Source organism: Methylobacterium sp. Leaf111 (assembly GCF_001423285.1).
GTDB lineage: Bacteria > Pseudomonadota > Alphaproteobacteria > Rhizobiales > Beijerinckiaceae > Methylobacterium.
The window spans coordinates 19384-39766 of sequence record NZ_LMNE01000001.1 but is presented as its reverse complement, the minus strand read 5'-3'; the positions used below and the strand labels follow the sequence as shown (position 1 = coordinate 39766).

The window sequence follows — 20383 nt, the reverse complement described above, 5'->3', positions numbered from 1 at the left end:
ATCATTGCTGTCCTGACACCCAAGATGTCGGGATACGCGCATGACCGAACCGATGGCCGAACCCAAGATCGAACCGTATGACGGGCCTGCGGGAGGCTGGGGTTCTGCGGGTTCCCTCGCGGAAATCCTGACGCGGGAACAGATCCCAGTCTCCGGCGCGGCGCTGCTGATGAAGCAGAACAAGCCGGACGGCTTCATGTGCGTCTCGTGTGCCTGGTCGAAGCCGGCTAAGCCCAACACCTTCGAGTACTGTGAGAACGGGGCAAAGGCCACGGTCTGGGAGCAGACCGCCAAGCGGATCGGACCCGACTTCTTCCAGCGCCACACCGTGAAGGAACTGCTGAGCTGGACGGACTACGCCCTCGAGGAAAAGGGACGCCTGACCCATCCGCTCCGCTATGACCCCGGCAGCGACCGGTACGTGACGGTGTCGTGGGAAGAGGCTTTCGCGGAGATCGGACGCGAGCTGCGCGCCCTCGATCCGAACGCCGCGGTCTACTACACCTCTGGCCGCGCTTCGCTAGAGACTTCATACATGTACGCGCTGATGGCGCGGATGCATGGCACCAACAACCTGCCCGACTCTTCGAATATGTGCCATGAGCCGACCTCGGTCGGACTCAAATCATCGATCGGATCTCCTGTCGGGACCACGATCCTGGAAGATTTCGAATCGACCGATCTGATCCTGTTCTTCGGACAGAACGTCGGTTCGAATGCACCCCGCATGCTCCACCCTCTCCAAGAGGCACGAAAGCGGCGCGTTCCAATCGTCACATTTAACCCACTGCGGGAGCGCGGCCTGGAGCGCTTCACGAACCCGCAATCGCCGACCGAGATGCTAACGCGCAGCTCCACCGAAATCTCGACGCAGTACCATCAGGTGAGGGCGGGCGGAGACCTCGCGGCGATCACCGGCATGTGCAAGGTCTTGATTGCCGCCGACCGCGAGGCGATGGAGGTCGGCCGCCCGCGTATCCTCGACGTCGATTTCATCGCTGAGCACACCCACGGTTTCCGGGAGTTCGTCGCATTCTGCGATTCGCAGTCATGGGCGGATATCGAGACGCGCTCGGGGCTCACCCGGGAGGCGCTGGAGGCGGCGGCGACGGTCTATGCGCGGGCCCGTTCGGTCGTTGCGGTCTACGGCATGGGCCTGACCCAGCACCGCCGTGGGACCGAGGGCGTACAGATGCTCGTGAATCTCATGCTTCTGCGCGGCAATGTCGGTCGCCCCGGGGCCGGGCTCTGTCCGGTCCGTGGACATTCCAACGTCCAGGGTCAGCGCACCGTCGGCATCACGGAGAAGCCGGAGCTGGCACCCCTCGACAAACTCAAGGAACTCTACGACTTCGAGCCGCCGCGGGAAAAGGGTTGCAACACCGTCGAGGCCTGCGAGGGTATCATTGCCGGTGAGGTGAAGGCCTTCATCGGTCTTGGCGGCAACTTCATCCGCGCCGTGCCCGATACCGTCCGGATGGAGAAAGCTTGGCGCGCGCTGCCCCTGTCGGTGCAGATCTCGACCAAACTGAATCGCTCGCACCTGGTTCATGGTGCCGTGTCCTACATCTTGCCCTGCCTCGGCCGGATCGAGGTCGACGAGCAGGCTAGCGGCCCACAGGCGGTCTCGATGGAGGATTCGACCTCCTGCTTCCACGGATCCCGCGGACAAACCAAGCCGGTCAGCGATCAGGTGCGCTCCGAGCCGTGGATCGTTGCTGAGATGGCGAAGGCATTGCTGCCGCCGAACCCGAGGGTTGATTGGGACGAATGGGTCGGTGACTACGCCAAGGTTCGGGATGCGATCGAAGCGACCTACCCAGATGTCTTCCACGACCTGAACGGCCGGATGTTTCAGCCCGGAGGTCTCCACAAGCCCGTCGCGGCGCGTGATCGCAAGTGGGAGACCGAAACCGGCAAGGCCAACTTCACCGTTCCGGGCGGCCTGGAGGCCGACCCTGACATGCGCAGCAACCGCCGCGACGTGCTCGATCTGATCACCCTTCGCTCGAACGATCAGTTCAACACGACGATCTACGGCTATGACGACCGCTTCCGTGGTGTGAAGGGCACTCGGATGGTGCTGTTCATGAACGACAAAGACATCGAGCGCCTCGGACTCGCCGACGGCGAAATGGTGGATCTTTCGGCTGACGCCGATGATGAGTTCCTGCGCGAGGTCAACGGCCTGCGGGTGATCAAGTACGGCATCCCGGAAGGTAACGTCGGTGGCTATTACCCGGAGCTCAACGCCCTCATTCCACTCTGGCACTACGACCAGCAGGCGAAAACGCCGGCCGCGAAGGCGATCCCAGTGCGGATTCGGAAAGGGGCGCCGATCGCCGTCGCGGATTGACGCAAAGTCGAATTTCCGCCGCTGGTCCCCTCGACGACCGGCGCCACAGACCCATAATCGACGGCATGGACCGCTCCGACGACGCCCATGACCGCCGCCAGACCATCATCGACCGGATGCTCGCCCAGGCGTTGGATCCGGCTTCGAATGAGCGGAGCCCGAGTCATGACGGACTGCCGAAGGACATGCGGGCAGTGGTCGATGTGCTCCTGGCCAAGGCCGAGGCACTGCGCCAGCGTCGCCTGACCTATGCCGACTTGGAGGCTGCGTTGCCGCCGCGGGATGTCACGGCGGAAGACCTGGAAGCGATCTTCTGGATCCTGTCCGAGCACGGAATCGCCATCGAAGACGGCGATTCGGGTGGAGACTGATTGGACGTGATTTCAATCGAAATCGGCGATTGCTCTTTTCAATCCAGACTCACGCGCGTTGGGTGAATAGCAGCTACGGCCCGGCATCTCTCGCCTCTGCCGAAGAACCGCTTTATAAGCCGCGCTTCTCCGCGGGGCCCTCCGCCGCGCGGAGCCGACCGAAAGGCGGAACGGAGACGATTATGGCCGAGCGTTGGACACCGAAGACCTGGCGAAACCTGCCGATCCAACAGGTACCTGCCTATCCGGATGCCACCGCCCTGGAATCGGTCGAGTCACAGCTCGCAAGCTTCCCCCCCCTGGTGTTTGCAGGTGAGGCGCGGAAGCTCAAGTCGGCTTTGGCTCGAGTCTCGACCGGCGAGGCGTTCCTGCTCCAAGGGGGAGATTGCGCCGAGAGCTTCGACGAGCATTCGGCCGATAACATCCGCGACTTCTTCCGGGTATTCCTGCAGATGGCTCTCGTACTCACCTTCGCGGGCGGCTCGCCCGTGGTGAAGGTGGGGCGGATCGCCGGTCAATTCGCGAAGCCTCGTTCCTCACCGAATGAGACGATGAACGGCGTGACCCTGCCGAGCTACCGTGGCGACATCGTCAATGGCCTGACTTTCACGGAGGAGGCCCGCGTGCCCGACCCGCGCCGTCAGCTCGAAGCGTATCGCCAATCGGCGGCAACGCTCAACCTGCTGCGTGCCTTCGCGACTGGAGGCTATGCCAATTTGGAGAACTCGCACCGGTGGATGCTCGGCTTCGTGAAGGATTCTCCGCAATCCTCGCGCTACGCCGATTGCGCTGAGCGGATGACCGAGACCCTCGACTTCATGCGGGCCATCGGCATCAATCCGGAGACGCATCAAGAGGTTCGCACCACGGATTTCTACACCAGCCACGAAGCCTTGCTCCTGGGCTACGAAGAGGCACTTACCCGTGTCGATTCGACGAGCGGCGACTGGTACGCCACGTCAGGCCACATGCTCTGGATCGGTGACCGGACCCGGCAGCCGGATCACGCGCACATTGAATATGCGCGCGGCATTAAGAATCCGATCGGACTCAAGTGTGGTCCGTCGATGACGGCCGAGGGTTTGCTCCAACTTGTGGATCAGCTGAACCCGGCCAACGAGGCTGGGCGCCTGACGCTGATCTGTCGCTTCGGAGCAGATAAGGTCGGAGACCACCTTCCCGGCCTAATCCGGGCTATCGCGCGCGAGGGCCGCAAGGTGGTGTGGGTCTGCGATCCGATGCATGGCAACACCATTTCGGCCGGAGGTTTCAAGACGCGTCCGTTCGAACGGGTGATGCAGGAAATCGAGGGCTTTTTCGGCGTCCACCGTGCCGAAGGGACCATCGCTGGCGGCATCCACCTCGAGATGACTGGCAAGGATGTAACCGAGTGTACCGGCGGCGCCCGGGCGTTGACGGCTGAAGACCTGCGCGATCGCTATCACACCTACTGCGATCCACGCCTGAACGCCGAGCAGGCCTTGGAAGTGGCGTTCCTCACCGCGGAACTCGTGAAGCGAGAGCGCTCGGCGATCGAACGTCCTCGCCTCGACGCTGCCGAGTAGCGCTCCGCTCACCGGGCGACGTCGGAAGAGCCTTGCAGCTCGTTCCGACGTTGCGTTCTCAGGATTGGGAACCGGGGTCCAGCATCGCGTTCCCAAAATGCTGCACCAGGCTCATCTCGAGTTTTCCGGTCATCCCTGAGAGGATCGCCAGTGCGTCTAGCGGCGGCATCGGCTTCTTATAAGAGCGGCGCTCCGTCAGAGCTGCGTAAATGTCGCAGATGGTCAGCAACCGGACGGTGTCGCTGATCTCCGATCCCACAAGACCATCCGGATAGCCGGATCCGTCCAGCATCTCATGATGATGGCGGACGGCGCCGAGGGTAGCCGCGTCACACCCGCTCTGGCGTAGGATGTCGTAACCGATCACCGGATGGCGGCGCATGATAACCATCTCGTCGGCATCGAGGCGCCCGGGCTTGTTCAGAATCTCCAGCGGGATTTGCGCCTTGCCGACATCGTGCAGAAGGGCGGCCCGCACGAAATGTTCGCGATCCTCGGTGCGAAAGCCGAGATGCAACACGAACTGAGCCGCAACACCGGCAACGAGGAGACAGTGCTGGTACGTGGCATCGTCATGCGTCCAGACGGTCTCCAGCCAACGTGTTAGGCCGCCTTCCTTTACTGCAGCGAGGATTGGATCCAGCCCGGCATCGACCTGCGCCAGAGAGATTGGGCCGCCCCCACGGACGCCGTCGAAAAGGCCGCTCAGAATTTCCTTGGCGCGTGACACATTCTGAAGGACAGGCTGTACGCAGAGATCCGGCTCAGCTGTCTTCATCTCCGCCTGAAGTGCCTGCACGACGAGGTGCGGCGCGGTATAAGCGGGAAAGCAGATCGTTGCGCCGAGGTTGCGAGCCTGACGCAGATCGGAGTCAGTTGTCGATCGAAGGAGACAGATGACCGGTATATCGGTCGCCTTGCCGTGGTGCAGAAAACTACGGAGACGGCTCACCGACTCGCGTCGGCTCAAGGTCAGATCGGATACGATTGCGCGCGGCTGGACGTTCGACGGATGATCGTCGCCGGCAGCGATGACCTCGCAAGGTCCGATCGTTCTGATGAGTTTTTCCAAGGCCGCGCTCCGATCTGGACGATCAGTGAGCAGGTAAATGGCTCCTTGCGCCATGACGTGCGGGCTTCCTCCAACGACCTTGATTGCGTATCCCGATGGCTAATGGGATATTGGTGATATAGTTTGCCTTCGGAAGGCTTCTTTTTGCCGATCGCGTATTCGACAAATTTTTTAAGCACGATATCAATGTTGGTTGAGTCAGTGCAATCTGTGACACCCGCGCCGGAAATGCTCCGCGCTTGTAAATTGTCATATGATACGACTTAACGATAATAGCACGGTACGATAATGGTCAGTAAGTGTTCTCAAGCCGTAAATTGCTGACGAGAAACGATGCGGGGACAGATCAATTCGATAGGCGAACAACGTGGAGGGCATGAGTGGAGACTTAACAACCTTAGGTTCGATAAGCATGCTTTCGCATAGCATTTTTTCAGTCGTCATAATTTCCTTAAGTCGTCATTAAGTTATCTTCAAAGTTTTAAAGGTATCAACTTTTATTTATATATTGTGTTATAAAACAATTAATTGAAAAATCTCAATCGTGCTAGAATGAGTAAAATTCTGACTTTAATAATTCGTAATTTTTTAATTCAATATAATCCAATTATTTGTATCGCAAGTTGGTGATCTTATATTTTCGAAAGAAATTATAAGATTTTATTTTACTAGTATCTCAAAGATTTATAGAATTATATATGAATGATCGCGCAATTTTGACGGACGGAATTCAATCTATGCGCCGAAGGATCTTGCGCGCGCATCGACGGTCTGTGTTCCTTACCTGGGCTCAGATGACGCACTATTGGCGCCTACTATTTATAAGGAGGGGCCGAACGGGCCGCACAGGAAGCGACACAGTCGCCGGAAATCCGGTCATTAGATTTGCTGCCGCCCGTCCGGTAACGTGGTGGTGCACCAAATACGAATCTCCCCGTTGTTCACGCTACGTTGGGGTTCGTCATGGCCATGTATCCCGAGCTCGCATCCCCGTGGTGCGGGAACCTAGGGCGTGGATGATGCCAATCCGACGCTTCCGCTCCTCGAACATCGTGTCCTGCATCCTGTGAAGATCGCCATCATCGCGCATCTGAAATTCCCGATCGCACAGCCGTTCTCGGGAGGGTTGGAGATGCACACGCATCTACTTGCGTCAGCACTCCAGGCCCGTGGCCACGATGTCACGCTCTATGCTTCGGAAGGGTCGCGGGGCGATTTCCGGCTGGTTGCCATCTGCCCTTCCACCGGATGCGCGTTCGATGATGTTTCGGAGGCGCGGATCGATGCCGCGGAACATTCTGCCTATGCCAGGATCATGGATGCGGTCGTGTCCGGTGGGTACGATATCGTCCACAACAACAGCCTCCACTTCCTCCCCCTGCTTCGCGCCGGTGAACTTTCCGTTCCGATGGCGACAGCCCTGCATACGCCGCCCTTCGAGCCTTTCGTCCGTGGCGTGCGGGCACGGGCGCGGGATATGACTTTCGCGGCCGTTTCTCCGTCCCTCGCTCGAGAATGGCATGACCTGATCGGCAATCCGCAAGTCATCGGCAATGGCATCGATCTCACGGCTTTTGCCTATGCCGCGAAGCCGGCGGGCGAGCCGCACGCGATTTGGATGGGTCGGCTCGTTCCCGAGAAGGGGCCGCATCTGGCCATCGACGCGGCACGCGCCGCCGGCCTGCCCCTGAAGTTTGCTGGACCACGCTCCAATCCAGCCTATTGGGACAATGAAATTGCTCCACGCTTGGGCGACGACGTGACCTACCTCGGGCATCTCGGACACGACGCGCTCGCGGCTCAGGTCGCGAAAGCCCATGTGGCTCTCTGTACGCCGCGGTGGGAAGAGCCGTTCGGGCTTGTGCTCGCCGAATTCTTGGCCTGCGGGACACCCGTGGCTGCCTTCCGGCGTGGCGCGATCCCGGACATCCTCGATGCCTCCTGCGGGGTCCTGGCCGCGGCGGACGATGTCGCCGATCTCGGTCGGGCTGTGACGCAGGCCATCACTCTCTCCCGAGCCGATTGCCGCCGTCGGGCGGAGCAATTGTTCGATGCCGACACCATGACCGATCAGTACGAGGCCCTCTACGCACTCGAGCTCCAGCGAGTGGCCAGCACTGCGATCACTGCCCGTGCCAGCAATGCCTGAGCAGGATCTTTCCCTCGGGCGCGCTGTCGTTTGTGTGCCTGCCCGGAACGAGGCGAATGCGCTGCCGCGTCTGATACGGTCTCTCGATCGGCAGTACGGCACCGGGGATGGCGCGTGTCTGCGCGTCGTGGTTCTCGCCAACAACTGCACCGATGACACCGTTGCGCTGTTGCACGGACTGGAACGAAACGCCGAGATTCCGCACCTCGCCCTACGGATTCTCGAGGCGACGATTGCGTCTTCCCATGCCCATGTCGGCACCGCGCGGCGTCGTGCCCTCGATGCCGGCGCTGCTTGGTTGGAGCAAGAAGGCGTGACCGAGGGCGTCCTCCTTAGTACCGACGCGGACGCGGTTGCGCCCGCGGACTGGGTGATGGCAAATCTGCGAGCGTTGCGAAACGCCGAGGTCGTGGGTGGACGCCTCGTGCTTCATGGCGAGACGCCGGCGGCCGACCCCCGTCTTGCCGCGCTCCATGCGCGGATCGAGGAATACTGGGTGGCTGTGCGGCACCTCGAGGAGGTCTTCGACCCGCCCGCCCACGATCCAGCCCCCCGCCATGGCGATCATGTCGCCGCCAGCCTTGCCCTGCGCGCCGACCTCTATCGTCACGTGGGTGGGTTGCCGATGCTCCCCTGCGGCGAAGACAATGCCCTGGTTGCGCGGGTGCGCTGGCATGGCGGGCGCGTCAGGCATTGCCCCGGGGTATCGATCGCAGTCTCCGATCGGAGAACCGGCCGGGTGACGGGCGGAATGGCGACCGAGATGCTCCGCCGAACCCGTGTCGTGCAGGGGCTTGAAACCTATAGCCTTCCTTCGGCGGCTCACTGGCGCGCTCTGATCGCGCGACGCCATAGGCTGGCGCGATGCTTCACGGACCCCGCCGGACCCGCCGCGGCCCTGCGCGCCCTCGGCATGACCGAAGCCGATCTTGCCACCATCGGCTGGGAGACCTGCCCGAACGGAATCGCACTGGTCGAGCGGATCGAGGCGAGCCTGGGGGAGGGCATCCCCGAAGCGGTCCCGGTTCCTCTCGATGAGGCCCTGGCGGGCCTTCAAGCGATGCTGGTCGACTCACAACCCGCTCGTGCCGCACAGGTCGCATGAGCCGGCGTCCTGTCGGCTACTACGTCCACCACCAGGGCGCCGGTCATTGGCAGCGTGCCTGCCTGATCGCGCGGGCGCTCGATCGCCCGATGACGCTGATCGGAACGTTTTCCGATCTCGACACCGCTACCGCAACGGGATCGCTCCTCGATCTGCCCGACGATCGGGTTGGCCGCGAGTTCGACGGGAGGGACGGATCGGCCGAGCGGCCGCATGGCCTGCATTACGCGCCCGTCGGTGCCGACAACGTACGCGCACGAATGGGCCGGCTCGCAGCGTGGATCGCCTCCGCAGATCCTGCGCTGGTCGTCGTTGACGTGTCCGTGGAAATTGCGCTGTTCGCACGCCTGATGTCCGTGCCGACCTTGGTCGTCCGGCTCGCCGGCACGCGCACGGATACCCCGCATCTCGAGGCCTTCCGCAGCGCTGAGCGTCTGCTCGCGTTCTTCCCGCCGGAACTCGACTCGGCCGAGATGCCGGAATGGGTTCGCGCCAAGACGTTCTACGCCGGATTGCTCTCCGATGAGCCTGCATCGAACCGAGTGACGGATGCGGATGGATCGATCCTCGTCATCTATGGGCGCGGCGGGACCGGCGGTCGGCGCGCGGATCTCGCTGCGGCCGCGACGGCCGTACCGGATCGGCATTGGCACGTTCTCGGCCCCGTCGACGGGGCGGGGCTGCCTATGCCGGCAAACCTGCACCTGCACGGTTGGGTCGCCGATCCGGCCACCTACATCGCCCGAGCGGACTTGGTGGTCGGCGGCGGCGGTGACGGAGTTGTCTCGGCGGTCTCGGCGGCGGGAAAGCGCTTCATCTGCCTTCCCGAACCGCGCGCTTTCGACGAGCAGATCGAGAAGTCCCGCGCCCTCGCCGCGATGGGCGCGGCACTGCATTGCGCGTTCTGGCCCGAGCCTGCGGCGTGGCCGGAGATCATCGCGGCCGCGGAACGGCTCGATCCGCGGGTGATCGGCGGCCTGTCGCGTCCGGGCGTGATCGACCGCACCGGTGCCTTCATCGGCGACCTCGCGGATCGCCTCGACGCTCGGCGCCGTTAGGCGCCGAGCCCGTCAGAAGGGACGGTCCGCGGGAAGCCGCGTGGCGGCGATCTCGTCGGCGCCGGGTTGGCGCAGAACGACGAGGTCGTCGCGCCACTGCGTGTCGATGAGTCCGCGCTCGGCGAAGGCATCGAGCCATCCGTCCATCGGCCAGAGGCCGTGTCGCGCCCGAAAGCGCTGCGCGTTCCGAACGATGTCGGCGAAGTGCTGCAGCGGCGGATCACAGGCGACATGGTGCTGGTGAAAGGCTTGCCCGCCTGCGCTGAACAGCACCGGGATCCCGAGGGCATCGGCGCGGAAGGCGAGGTCGGTATCCTCCGCGCCGTAGCCGTCGAAGCCCTCGTCGAAGCCGCCGAGGCGGTCGAAGGTGGTGGCCCTGACGCCGAAAGCGAGCGACCAGAACAATCCGGGGTTGTCACTGCGCGCCAATCCCTGTTCGGGAAAGCGGCGGACGGGATGGGGATGTCCTGCGGCCCGAAGCCCGGCTTCGGTCCAGCCGTCCGTGACGGCTCCGGCCGGTAAGTATCGGATTTCGCAGCAGATGAGGCCTTCGGCCTCCGCCAGATCGGCGCTGAGGCGCGGTACAAGATCGGCCGAGGGAATGCAGTCCACATCGAGGAAGACCAGCCGTCCGGTCTCGGCCGCGCGACGTCCAGCATTTCGGGCGCGGGCCAGCGGCAGACCGGGGCTGTCGAGGACGATGCGGCGGATCGGGAAGCCGTAATCCGGTAGGGGGGCGGGCTCGGCACCCATTTCGACGACGACGCAGGCTTGCGGATGCGGACCCCGCGCGACGCCCTCGAGCAGGCGGGCGAGATGGGCGTCGCGACCCTTGTTCAGGGTGATGAGGGTGGTGTCGGCGATCACGGGGTGGGCGTGTCCATGGCGACGAAGATCTCGTAGGGGCCGGTGAAGCGATCGACCATGGCCGGCTCCAGGCGAAAGCCCGTCGGGTCGTCGGAGATGAGGTCGGTGGTTTGGGAGCGGTGGGCGCCGATCGCGGCGGTCTTCGCGGCGCGGTGGGCACCGATGTCGAGGCGCAGGCCGGTCGGAGCGGGGCCGACCTCGGTACCCTCGGGCAGGGTCCAACCCCAGACGGGATAAGCGAAAATTCGGATCGGGCCGAGATGGGCCTGCGCGAGGCGGACGATGGCGGCGGCGGCCTGGTGGTCGCAGTGGGGATCGTGGCCCCAGGTGACGCAGACGGCTCCGGCATCGGCCTCATGGGCGATGGCGGCGATCCGGGCGGCGGCGGCCTCGGCGGTTGGGCCGGCGCTCGGGACGCCGGCATCGGGCAGGCGGAGGAAGGTCACGGCCTCCGGCGGGACGCCCAGTATACCAACGGCGTATACCGTCTCCGTTTCGCGCAGGTCACGCAGGTTTGCCGGCGGATAGAGTGTCGAGTGCGTGTGCGAGCCACAGCCGTCACTGACGATGACGACGCGGACCTCGCGACCCCGCGCCCGGGCCTCGGCCATGAGGCCGCCGCAGCCGAGGCTCTCGTCGTCGGGGTGAGGCGCCACCACGACGACGCCCTTGCCGCCGGTCAGGGCGTCGAGGTCGGCGACCGGCAGGCGTTCGGCGGCGGCGAGGAAAGCGTCGGCATGCATGAGTGGACTCGGGGCAGGCGTCGGGGACGCGAGCAGCCTGTCTAAACGGTCCAGTCTGATCGATGTCTGAACAGTCGGCCGACGCCGACCCGCTACCGGGCGGTACCGCTCTCCGCCGCGAAGGCCGCGATGCCGCCGGCAGTGGTCAGCCAGATCTCATCGCGGCGGGCGGCGATATGGGCGAGGGCGCGGCGCAGGGGGCGGAGGCGATGCGGCTGGCCGACGATGTAGGGATGCAGCGCGATGCCCATGACCAGGGGGGCGGTGCGCGCCTGCTCCAGCATCTCGTCGAAGGCCTCCACGAGGGCGTCGGCGAATTGCTGGCCGGTTTCCTTGCGGGCGACGATGGCGGGGATGTCGTTGAGTTCCTGGGGGTAGGGCACCGCCAGGATGCGGCCGCCGTCGCGGGTGGAAAACCAGGTGGGCTGGTCGTCGTGGCACCAGTCGAGGAGGTAGCTGTAGCCCGCTTCCGCCAGGAGGTCCGGCGTCCGATGGCTCTGCGAGATCCAGGGCCCGAGCCAGCCCTTCGGCGGCTTACCTTCCTGGGCCGTCAGGACAGCGGTGGCCTCGGCGATGAGGGCGCGCTCCTCGGCCTCCTCCCGGTCGCCCTGGCGCTCGGCGTTGGTGCGTCCGTGGCCGACGATCTCGTCGCCGCGCGCCCTGAAGGCTTCGATCAGGCCGGGACAATCGGCGTAGAGGCGGCTGTTGACGAGGACGCTCGCGGGCATCTCCAGCGCGTCGAGGGTGTCCTTGATCCGCCAGGCGCCGACGCGGTTGCCCCAGTCGCGCCAGGCGTAGTTGAGCACGTCCGGCTGTGGACCGCCGGGGGCCAGTTCCGCGCCGAGGCCCCGGCCGAAATCGAAGCCCTCGAGGTTGAGCGCGAGATAGACCGCGAGGCGCTTGCCCCCGGGCCAGTCGTAGACCGGCCGGTCGGGCAGGGCGCTGTAGGCGTAGCGGCCGTGATGCGGCGCGGGCGTGTCGGTCATCGGGGGTCTCGAAGGAGGAGCGCGAAGGAAATCAGGAGGGATTCAGCAGCGCGGGCCTGCGCCGGGTCACCCATCGGGTCTCGGCATCGTAGGCGGCCCCGAGCTGGAGGCAGGCGCGCTCGCCGTTGTTGGGGCCGACGATCTGGATGCCGGAGGGGCGCCCGGCGGGGTCGAAGCCGGCCGGCACGTTGAGGGCGGGCAGGCCGCTCATGGTGACGGGGATCGTCGCCTCCATCCAGCGATGGTAGGTGTCCATGGTCCGGCCGCCGACGGACTTGGGCCAGCGCTCCTCGACGTCGAACGGGAACACCTGGGTCGAGGGCATCAGCAGGAAGTCGTAGCGCTCCTGGAACCGCCGCACGGCCTCGTACCACGCGGTGCGGCCCTCCTGCGCGGCGGTGACCTGATCGGCCGAGAGCGCCAGGCCGCGCTCGACCTCCCAGACCGCCTCCGGCTTGAGCAGCGCCCGATAGGCCGGCTCGTCGTAGAGGGGGCGCAGGTTGGAGGCGGTCATCCAGGCGCGCAGGGTGAGCCAGTCACGCCAGACCTTGGCCATGTCGAAGCGCGGACGATCCCATTCGACCTTGGCGCCGAGGGACTCGAAGGCGGCGAGCGCGCTGCGGTCGAGGTCGAGCACGCCGGGCTCGAAGGGCAGGTAGCCGCCGAAATCGTCGAACCACGCGATGCGGGCGTTCGTGAAGTCCCGCTTCAGGTCCTCGGCGAAGATCGCCGGGTCCTGCGTGTTCGCGAAGGGCACCCGCGCGTCGTAGCCAGCCTGGACCGAGAGCAGCAGGCCGATGTCGGCGGGCGAGCGCCCGATGCCGCCCGAGACGCCGAGGCCGGGGGTGAAGGCGTCCTTGGTCTCGATGGGGATGCGGCCGTAGCCCGTGCGCAGGCCGAACAGGTTGTTGAAGGCGGGGGGATTGCGCAGGGAGCCAGCATGGTCGCTGCCGTCGGCGACGGGCTGCATGTGGAGCGCCACCGCCACCGCCGCGCCCCCGCTGGAGCCCCCGGAGGTCTTGGTTGGATCGTAGGCGTTGCGGGTGGCGCCGTAGACCGGGTTGAAGGTCTGCGAACCGAGGCCAAATTCCGGCATGTTGGTCCGGCCGGTGAAGATCGCGCCGGCCCTGCGCAGGCGCTTCACCATGATCGAATCGGCCGCCGCGATCCGGTCCCGGAAGATCGGCGACCCTTGCGTGAAGGGCAGGCCCTTCACCGCGTCGATGTCCTTCACCGCGTGGGGAAACCCGTGCAGCGGCCCGAGAAATTCGCCGCGCGCGGCCTGGGCATCGCGCTCCCCGGCGGCGGCGATCAGCTCCGCCCGGTCGCGCAGGGCCACGATGGCGTTGACGGTCGGGTTCACCCGGTCGATCTGGTCGAGACAGGCGGTCATGACCTCGACGCAGGAGACGCGCCGGGCGCGGATCGCGGCCGCGAGGTCGACGGCGCCGAGGCCGAGGATATCGTCGTCCGAAGCCGTGCCGGAGGCCGGTTCGGTGGCGGCGATGGAGGGGGCTGTGCTCATGATCTGGCTCTGGAACGCGCCCGCATGGACCACCGGCTCTCAGGCCGGCAGCCGCCGCTCCTGGAAGGCGTGGCAGGCCACACCCTCGACCAGGGCCGGGACCTCGATGCGACAGCGCTCGTTCGCGAAGGGGCAGCGCGGGTTGAAGGCGCAGCCCGAGGGGGGATCGATGGGGTTCGGGATCTCGCCGGAGACGGGGATGCGCTTGCGCCCGGTGAGCCCGATATCCGGTACCGCATCGAGCAGCATGCGCGTGTAGGGATGTTTCGGAGCACGGAAGAGTTCCCGTCCGTCTGCGATCTCGACCACGCGCCCCAGATACATCACGCCGATCCGGTTCGCCATGTGGCGCACGACGGCGAGGTTGTGGCTGATGAACAGGTAGGTGAGTCCGAGGCGGTCCTGCAGGTCGCGCATCAGGTTGAGGATCTGGGCCTGGACCGAGACGTCGAGGGCCGAGGTCGGCTCGTCGCCCACCAGGAACTCCGCCTCGGAGGCCAGCGCCCGCGCGATCGCGATGCGCTGGCGCTGGCCTCCGGAGAATTCGTGCGGATACTTCACCCCGTCGTCGGGATGCAGGCCGACGAGGCCGAGGAGGTCCCCGACGCGGCGCCCGATCGCGACCTCGCCCTGCAGCAGGTTGAAGGCCCGGATCGGCTCGGCGACGATCTTTCGGACCCGCCAGCGCGGATTCATCGAGGCGTAGGGGTCCTGGAAGATCATCTGGATGCGGCGGCGCAGGCGCCGACGGGCGGCGGCCTCGCGCGGATCGGTCATCGAGACGCCGGTGATGCGGACGTCCCCGGCGCTCGGCGGCAGCAGGCCCACCACCATGCGGGCCACCGTCGACTTGCCCGAGCCGGATTCGCCGACGAGCGCGAAGGTCTCGCCGCGCCGGATCTCGAAGCTGACGCCGTCGACGGCGCGGAGGATCTGCCTGGGCTGGCGCTCGATGACCCGGGCGAGCCAGGGACGGGACACGTCGAAGGTGCGGCGCAGGCCCTCGATGGCGACGTAGGGGGCCTCCGGGGCGCGGGCGCCCGTCCGGGGCGGAGGCATGACGGGCGCGTTCATGCGGCGGAGGCCTCCGACCGGTCGTAGAGGTGGCAGGCGACCCGATGGGCGCCGACCGGGATCGGGTCCGGCCGCTCCACGCGGCAGCGCCCGAAGACGGAGGGACAGCGGGGGTTGAAGGCGCAGCCCGGCGGAATGTCGGACAGGCGCGGCATCGATCCGGGGATCTGGGCGAGGCGGTCGGTCTCCTGGGCCAGGGTCGGAATCGCCCCCATCAGGCCCTTGGCGTAGGGGTGGAGCGGGTTCTGCACCACGTCGCGCACGGGGCCGATCTCGGCGATCCGGCCGGAATACATCACCGCCACCCGGTCGGCCGCCTCCGCGATCACGCCCATGTCGTGGGTCACCAGCATGACGGCGGTGCCCCGCTCGCTGCCGAGGCGCTTGAGGAGCGCGATGATCTGGGCCTGGACCGAAACGTCGAGGGCCGTGGTCGGCTCGTCGGCGATGATGAGCTCCGGTTCGGCGGCGAGCGCCAGGGCGATCACCACGCGCTGGCGCATCCCGCCGGAGAACTCGTGCGGGTAGCCGTCGATCCGCCGCTCCGGGGCCGGGATGCCGACCTCGGCCAGGAGGTCGATGGCGCGCGTCCGCGCCGCCTTCTCGGACAGGTCGGTGTGGGTGCGGATGGTCTCCACGATCTGCCGGCCGACCCGGTAGAGCGGGTTCAGGCTGGTGAGCGGGTCCTGGAAGATCATGCCGATGCGCCGGCCCCGGATGCGCCGCAGGGCCTCCGGCGGCAGGTTGTCGATGCGCTCCCCGTTGAGCAGGACCTGACCGCCGACGATGCCGCCGGGCGGGTCGATGAGGCCGATGACGGCCGAGCCGGTGACAGACTTGCCGGCCCCGGACTCGCCGACGACGCCGAGGATCTCGCCCCGCGCGATGTCGAAGGAGACGTCGTCGATGGCCGTAAGGGTGCCGCGCCGGCCCGCGAAGGCGACGCGCAGGTTGCGGACCGAGAGGACGGGCTCTGTCATGGCAGCTGTGTCATGCCGGCGCGATCACTGGAGTTTCGGGTTCAGGGCGTCGCGCAGCCAGTCGCCCAGCAGGTTGATCGCCAGGACGAGCCCGGCGAGCGCCAGGCCCGGGAAGGCGACGATCCACCACTCGCCGGAGAACAGGAAGCGGTTGCCGGTGCGGATCAGGGTGCCGAGGGAGGGCATCGAATCGGGCAGGCCGGTGCCCAGGAAGGACAGGGTCGCCTCGGTGATGATGGCGAGTGCGAGGTTGATGGTGGCGATGACGAAGACCGGGCCGAGGACGTTGGGCAGGACGTGCCGCACCATGATCACCGGCGAGGACAGGCCGATCAGCCGTCCAGCCTGGACGTAGTCCTTGTTCTTCTCCACCAGCACCGAGGAGCGGACGGTGCGGGCGTACTGCACCCAGAACGACAGCCCGATCGACAGCACGATGAGCCCGATGGCGGCGTTCGTGTCCATCTGGCTGCCGACGGCGGCCTTGGCGACGCCGTCCACCACCAGGGCGATGAGGATGGCCGGGAAGGTGAGCTGCACGTCGGCGATGCGCATGATGAGGGTGTCGACGAAGCCGCCGAAATAGCCCGCCACCAGCCCGAGCACGATGCCGAGGAATCCGGAGACGACGACGCCGAGCAGCCCGACGATGAGGGAGAGGCGGAGGCCGTAGAACACCGCCGAGAGCACGTCGCGGCCCTGGTCGTCGGTGCCGAGGGTGAAGGGCGCGACGCCGTCGGCGTACCAGAGCGGGGGCAGGTTCGAGTTGATCAGCTCGAGCTGGGCCGGATCGTACGGGTTCTGCGGCGAGATCACGGGGGCGGCGAGCGCCAGGAGGATCAGGACGAGGGTGACCGCGAAGGCCCCCATCGCCAGCTTCGAGCGGCGGAAGCTGGCATAGACGTCGGACTCGCGGAAGCGGGCCAGAGCCGAGCGCTTCACCGGCGCCGGCGGGAGGAGGGGGGTGTCCTGCACGGAAGCGCTCATGAGGCCCGTCCCGTGGACAGCCGCAGGCGGGGATCGACGATGGTGTAGAGCACGTCCACCACGAGGTTGATGACGACGAAGATGGCGGCGACCAGCAGCAGGTAGGCCGCCATGATGGGGATATCGACATTCTGCACCGCCTGGACGAAGAGCAGGCCCATGCCGGGCCACTGGAACACCGTCTCGGTGATGATCGAGAAGGCGATCACCGAGCCGAGCTGCAGGCCCGCGATGGTGATGACCGGCACCAGGGTGTTCTTCAGGGCGTGACCGAGGTGGATCGAGCGGGTGGTGAGCCCCCGCGCCCGGGCGAAGCGGATGTAGTCGGTGCGCAGCACCTCCAGCATCTCGGCCCGCACCAGCCGCATGATCAGGGTCATCTGGAACAGCCCCAGGGTGACCGAGGGCAGGATCAGGGCGCGCAGGCCAGAGGCGGTGAGGAACCCGGTCGTCCACCAGCCCAGCCGCACGGTGTCGCCGCGCCCGAACGAGGGCAGCCAGCCCAGCGTCACCGAGAACAGGAAGATCAGCAGGATGCCGATGAGGAAGGTCGGCAGGCTGATGCCGATGAGTGAGATGGCCAGAAAGACCTTGGCGAGCCAGGTGTCCCGCCGCAGGGCGCAGTAGACCCCCATGAGGATGCCGACGGTGAGGGCGAACAGCGTGGCGCAGAGCGCGAGTTCGAGGGTGGCGGGCATGCGCTCGGCCAGCAGCGCCGAGACCGGCTGGCGGAACTGGTACGAGGTGCCGAACTCGCCCCGGGCGACGTTCCCGGCGTAGCGCAGGAACTGCACCGCCACCGGATCGTCGAGCCCGAGATCCTTCCGGATGGCGACGCGCTCGGCATAGGGCGTGTCGACGCCCACGATCTGGATCACCGGGTCGCCGGCGAAGCGGAACATCGAGAACGCGATCAGGCCGACGGCGAACAGCACCGCGACCGACTGGAGCAGGCGCTGGAGGATGAAGGCGATCATGGGCGGGCGATCCCGTCGTGCACATCGCCAAGACCGGCGCGCCGAGCGATCGCAGACCGAAGCGCGGCGTCATTCCGGGGCGCCGCAGGCGAGCCCGGAATCCGGGACCGCCGACGGTGTGACGTCCCGCGCCACCTTCGTTTCTGGATTCCGGGCTCCGCTGCGCGGCCCCGGAATGACGGGGTGCTCCACGCGCCATCCCGGCGGACACGCCAGCGGATGCGATCGCCCTGTCCCCGCCGGGCGGAGACGCGGGTCGGTGCCAGATCCTGAAACAGATCGGTCATGGGTGTCACGGCTGCTTCGAGACCCAGTAGAGCATCAGCATGTTGTCCGGCCGCTGGACCAGGGTGACCTTCTTGGAGACGCCCCAGGCGAGGGCCTGCTGGTGCAGGGGGATGAAGCCCCAATCGGCCTGGATGGTGTCGAACCCCTCCTTGATCTCGGCGTTGCGCTTGGTCTGGTCGCTCTCGGCCTCGACGGAATCGGCGAGCGCGTCGACCTTCGGGTTGCAGTAATTGCCGAGGTTCCAGTTGCCGCGGCCGGGCTTGGAGCCGTTTCGGCAGCCGGCGATCTCGAACAGGATGTTGTGCGAATCCTGGGAGGAGGGGGTCCAGCCGACGAGGTAGAACGAGGTGTCGTAGGCCGGCGCCAGGACCTTGGCGAAGTACTTGGCCTTGGGCTGCGCGTTGAGGTTCACCTTCACGCCGACCCGGGCCAGCATCGAGACCATGGCCTGACAGATCGCCTCGTCGTTGACGTAGCGGTCGTTCGGGCAATCCATGCCCAACGAGAAGCCGTCCGGATAGCCGGCCTCGGTGAGGAGCTGCTTGGCGCGCTTCGGGTCGTAGTCCGGCCGCTTGAACTCGGAGGCGCGAGGGAAGAGCACCGGCGCGATCAGCAGGGCGGAGGGCGCCGCCTGCCCGCGCATGACGCGCTTGGCGATCGTCTCCTCGTCGATGGCCCGGTAGAAGGCCTCGCGCACGCGCACGTCCTTGAACGGGTTCTTGCCCTTGACGTTCGAGTCCTTCAGTTCGTCGCGGGACTGGTCCATGCCGAGGAAGATCGTGCGCAGCTCCGGCCCGGCCATCACCGTGGCGGTGCCGCTCCCGTTGACGCGCTGGGCGTCCTGCAGGGGCACGGGGTCGATCCAGTCGACCTCGCCGGAGATCAGGGCGGCGACGCGGGTGGCGTCGTTCTGGATGGTGGTGAAGACCGCCTCGTCGAGGTTCGACTCCACCTTGCCCCAGTAGTTCGGGTTCTTCTTGAACACCGTGCGCACGCCGGGCTGGTGCTCGGTGATGATGAACGGCCCGGTGCCGTTCTCGTGCAGGGCGGCGTAGCTGGTGGAGGTGGCGCTCGGCAGGGTCGGCGCGACGGCGCCGTTCTTCTCGGCCCAGGACTTCGACATGATGTACCAGGTCGAGAACTGGTACAGGGCGATGGGGTTGGGGCTCTTCAACTTCATGTCGACGGTGTGGTCGTCGATCTTTACCCACTCGGCGTCGGACGGCACGTTGGTGGTGAAGTTCGAGCCCGGCGCCCGCACGCGGGTGGCCGAGAAGATCACGTCGTCGGCGGTGAAGTCCGAGCCGTCATGGAACTTCACGCCCTTGCGCAGGTGGAAGCGCCAGCGCGTCGGCTCCGGATTCTCCCAGGATTCCGCCAGCATGGGCGCGAGCTTCAGGTCCTTGTCGCGCGTGATGAGCGAGTCGAAGACCGCCCCGTGCATGCCGATGGTGAAGCTTTCCTTCAGGGAGTAGGGGTCGAGGGACTTGATGTCGCCCTGGAAGGCGAAGCGGAAGACGTTCGCGGCGGCGGCCGGGGCGGTGGCGGACAGGCCCAGCACGGCGGCGAGGGCGGTGGCCGAGACGAACGCTTTGACCGTGGACTTCAACAAGGCACCTATCCTCTCCGAGTCTGCTTCCCACGCGACTGCCGACACCTTGGCATGGATCGGGCCAAGCCCGAACCGGGTTCTCCGCGCCGTCCACGCCGAAGCCGCGGACCCGCCACCGCCCATCGACCGGGCCATTTCATGCCCAAAAATCGGTCAATAGCCACGAATCGGTCAAGTCCCAACCCAGCGTGGTCGGAACGCAGCGGCGGGTGCATCCGGATGACACGGCCCTGATTCTCAAGTCGGGCCCGGGCGACGCTCCCCGAGCGCGGGCGCCGCTCCATATGATTCACGATCAGGCACCCGACGGAGCCGGCGCGCCGGTACCTGGGCTCGGCGCGGGGCGTGCACCGCGCCCGGTTCGTGCCGGGCCGATCGTCACCGAGGACCCAGGGAGTTCGACATGGCCGATCTCGACCACACGCTGCAGCGCTTCCAAGGCCTCCTGCTGGCCGAACAGCCCGTCGCGATCGGCGAGGCCGAGGACGCGATCTGGGCGTATCTCTCCCAGGCCCAGGGCCTGTCCGCCCAGATCGAGGCCCTGGAGCGGCTGCAGGAGGCGGTGAGGCCGTGGGACAGCCACTCGCCGTTCCTGCCGCAATTGCGGGCCGCCCTCGACCGGCATCGCACCCGCTTGGCCGAGCCCTCGGCCTGACGGAGGTCGCCCC

Annotated in this window: 17 protein-coding genes; 7 read left to right on the top strand and 10 right to left on the bottom strand. The window is 66.2% G+C overall.

Going from position 1 to position 20383, the window contains the following annotated elements:
- The first annotated feature begins 52 nt into the window (after window positions 1-52).
- From ASF41_RS00170 to ASF41_RS00160, 3 genes are all read left to right on the top strand, one after another.
- Window positions 53-2356, top strand: coding sequence for an FdhF/YdeP family oxidoreductase (locus tag ASF41_RS00170; protein ID WP_056491161.1), 2304 nt, complete (start codon window positions 53-55; stop codon window positions 2354-2356).
- Window positions 2357-2421: 65 nt separating this feature from the next.
- Entirely contained in the window at window positions 2422-2727 is a 306-nt protein-coding gene (locus tag ASF41_RS00165) for an RNA polymerase sigma factor region1.1 domain-containing protein (RefSeq protein WP_056269539.1), read from the top strand.
- Window positions 2728-2909: 182 nt separating this feature from the next.
- Complete coding sequence (locus tag ASF41_RS00160; RefSeq protein WP_056269536.1) at window positions 2910-4292, top strand: class II 3-deoxy-7-phosphoheptulonate synthase; 1383 nt, start codon at window positions 2910-2912, stop codon at window positions 4290-4292.
- A 58-nt stretch (window positions 4293-4350) separates the two neighbouring features.
- On the opposite strand, the gene ASF41_RS00155 is transcribed toward ASF41_RS00160, so the two are convergent.
- Window positions 4351-5418 (bottom strand): HD-GYP domain-containing protein, encoded by a 1068-nt coding sequence (locus ASF41_RS00155; protein WP_056489833.1) that lies wholly within the window; start codon window positions 5416-5418, stop codon window positions 4351-4353.
- Between the two features lie 1012 nt (window positions 5419-6430).
- Between ASF41_RS00155 and ASF41_RS00150 the strand changes: the two genes are divergently transcribed.
- From ASF41_RS00150 to ASF41_RS00140, 3 genes are read left to right on the top strand one after another with little or no spacing between them, the layout of a single operon-like run.
- Window positions 6431-7513: a glycosyltransferase family 4 protein gene (locus tag ASF41_RS00150; RefSeq protein ID WP_056491154.1), complete on the top strand. Its 1083-nt coding sequence runs from the start codon at window positions 6431-6433 to the stop codon at window positions 7511-7513.
- Window positions 7506-8618, top strand: a complete 1113-nt coding sequence (locus tag ASF41_RS00145; protein ID WP_056489829.1) for a glycosyltransferase family 2 protein — start codon at window positions 7506-7508, stop codon at window positions 8616-8618. Before ASF41_RS00150 ends, ASF41_RS00145 begins: the two co-directional genes overlap by 8 nt.
- Window positions 8615-9676: a glycosyl transferase gene (locus tag ASF41_RS00140; RefSeq protein WP_056489826.1), complete on the top strand. Its 1062-nt coding sequence runs from the start codon at window positions 8615-8617 to the stop codon at window positions 9674-9676. The genes ASF41_RS00145 and ASF41_RS00140 overlap by 4 nt, the downstream gene beginning before the upstream one ends.
- Window positions 9677-9688: 12 nt before the next feature.
- On the opposite strand, the gene ASF41_RS00135 is transcribed toward ASF41_RS00140, so the two are convergent.
- The 9 genes from ASF41_RS00135 to ASF41_RS00095 form a co-directional block, all read right to left on the bottom strand.
- Window positions 9689-10540, bottom strand: a complete 852-nt coding sequence (locus tag ASF41_RS00135) for a galactosyltransferase-related protein (protein WP_056491151.1) — start codon at window positions 10538-10540, stop codon at window positions 9689-9691.
- Window positions 10540-11286 (bottom strand): PIG-L deacetylase family protein, encoded by a 747-nt coding sequence (locus ASF41_RS00130; protein ID WP_056489823.1) that lies wholly within the window; start codon window positions 11284-11286, stop codon window positions 10540-10542. The genes ASF41_RS00135 and ASF41_RS00130 overlap by 1 nt, the downstream gene beginning before the upstream one ends.
- Window positions 11287-11378: 92 nt before the next feature.
- Window positions 11379-12272, bottom strand: a complete 894-nt coding sequence (locus ASF41_RS00125) for a polysaccharide deacetylase family protein (RefSeq protein ID WP_056269517.1) — start codon at window positions 12270-12272, stop codon at window positions 11379-11381.
- Between the two features lie 31 nt (window positions 12273-12303).
- A complete protein-coding gene (locus ASF41_RS00120; protein ID WP_056491148.1) occupies window positions 12304-13797 on the bottom strand; it encodes an amidase in 1494 nt (497 codons plus the stop codon).
- A 39-nt stretch (window positions 13798-13836) separates the two neighbouring features.
- A complete protein-coding gene (locus ASF41_RS00115) occupies window positions 13837-14856 on the bottom strand; it encodes an ABC transporter ATP-binding protein (RefSeq protein WP_056269968.1) in 1020 nt (339 codons plus the stop codon).
- A gap of 11 nt (window positions 14857-14867) precedes the next feature.
- Window positions 14868-15851 carry an ABC transporter ATP-binding protein gene (locus ASF41_RS00110; protein ID WP_056489818.1) on the bottom strand — a complete coding sequence of 328 codons (984 nt, stop codon included), beginning with the start codon at window positions 15849-15851 and terminating at the stop codon, window positions 14868-14870.
- Between the two features lie 24 nt (window positions 15852-15875).
- Window positions 15876-16838 (bottom strand): ABC transporter permease, encoded by a 963-nt coding sequence (locus ASF41_RS00105; RefSeq protein ID WP_056489814.1) that lies wholly within the window; start codon window positions 16836-16838, stop codon window positions 15876-15878.
- Window positions 16835-17815 carry an ABC transporter permease gene (locus ASF41_RS00100; RefSeq protein ID WP_056489811.1) on the bottom strand — a complete coding sequence of 327 codons (981 nt, stop codon included), beginning with the start codon at window positions 17813-17815 and terminating at the stop codon, window positions 16835-16837. Before ASF41_RS00100 ends, ASF41_RS00105 begins: the two co-directional genes overlap by 4 nt.
- A 292-nt stretch (window positions 17816-18107) precedes the next feature.
- On the bottom strand, window positions 18108-19715 hold the full coding sequence (locus ASF41_RS00095; RefSeq protein WP_156653169.1) for an ABC transporter substrate-binding protein: 1608 nt from the start codon (window positions 19713-19715) through the stop codon (window positions 18108-18110).
- 403 nt (window positions 19716-20118) lie between these two features.
- Between ASF41_RS00095 and ASF41_RS00090 the strand changes: the two genes are divergently transcribed.
- On the top strand, window positions 20119-20370 hold the full coding sequence (locus ASF41_RS00090) for a hypothetical protein (protein ID WP_056269502.1): 252 nt from the start codon (window positions 20119-20121) through the stop codon (window positions 20368-20370).
- The last annotated feature ends 13 nt before the right edge of the window (window positions 20371-20383 follow it).

What these genes read in the sequence shown, in the direction of transcription:
- ASF41_RS00170 (WP_056491161.1), top strand. Translation starts at nt 53, where the DNA reads ATGGCCGAACCCAAGATCGAACCGTATGACGGGCCTGCGGGAGGCTGG.
- ASF41_RS00165 (WP_056269539.1), top strand. Translation starts at nt 2,422, where the DNA reads ATGGACCGCTCCGACGACGCCCATGACCGCCGCCAGACCATCATCGAC.
- ASF41_RS00160 (WP_056269536.1), top strand. Translation starts at nt 2,910, where the DNA reads ATGGCCGAGCGTTGGACACCGAAGACCTGGCGAAACCTGCCGATCCAA.
- ASF41_RS00155 (WP_056489833.1), bottom strand. Translation starts at nt 5,418, where the DNA reads ATGGCGCAAGGAGCCATTTACCTGCTCACTGATCGTCCAGATCGGAGC.
- ASF41_RS00145 (WP_056489829.1), top strand. Translation starts at nt 7,506, where the DNA reads ATGCCTGAGCAGGATCTTTCCCTCGGGCGCGCTGTCGTTTGTGTGCCT.
- ASF41_RS00140 (WP_056489826.1), top strand. Translation starts at nt 8,615, where the DNA reads ATGAGCCGGCGTCCTGTCGGCTACTACGTCCACCACCAGGGCGCCGGT.
- ASF41_RS00130 (WP_056489823.1), bottom strand. Translation starts at nt 11,286, where the DNA reads ATGCATGCCGACGCTTTCCTCGCCGCCGCCGAACGCCTGCCGGTCGCC.
- ASF41_RS00125 (WP_056269517.1), bottom strand. Translation starts at nt 12,272, where the DNA reads ATGACCGACACGCCCGCGCCGCATCACGGCCGCTACGCCTACAGCGCC.
- ASF41_RS00120 (WP_056491148.1), bottom strand. Translation starts at nt 13,797, where the DNA reads ATGAGCACAGCCCCCTCCATCGCCGCCACCGAACCGGCCTCCGGCACG.
- ASF41_RS00115 (WP_056269968.1), bottom strand. Translation starts at nt 14,856, where the DNA reads ATGCCTCCGCCCCGGACGGGCGCCCGCGCCCCGGAGGCCCCCTACGTC.
- ASF41_RS00110 (WP_056489818.1), bottom strand. Translation starts at nt 15,851, where the DNA reads ATGACAGAGCCCGTCCTCTCGGTCCGCAACCTGCGCGTCGCCTTCGCG.
- ASF41_RS00105 (WP_056489814.1), bottom strand. Translation starts at nt 16,838, where the DNA reads ATGAGCGCTTCCGTGCAGGACACCCCCCTCCTCCCGCCGGCGCCGGTG.
- ASF41_RS00100 (WP_056489811.1), bottom strand. Translation starts at nt 17,815, where the DNA reads ATGATCGCCTTCATCCTCCAGCGCCTGCTCCAGTCGGTCGCGGTGCTG.
- ASF41_RS00090 (WP_056269502.1), top strand. Translation starts at nt 20,119, where the DNA reads ATGGCCGATCTCGACCACACGCTGCAGCGCTTCCAAGGCCTCCTGCTG.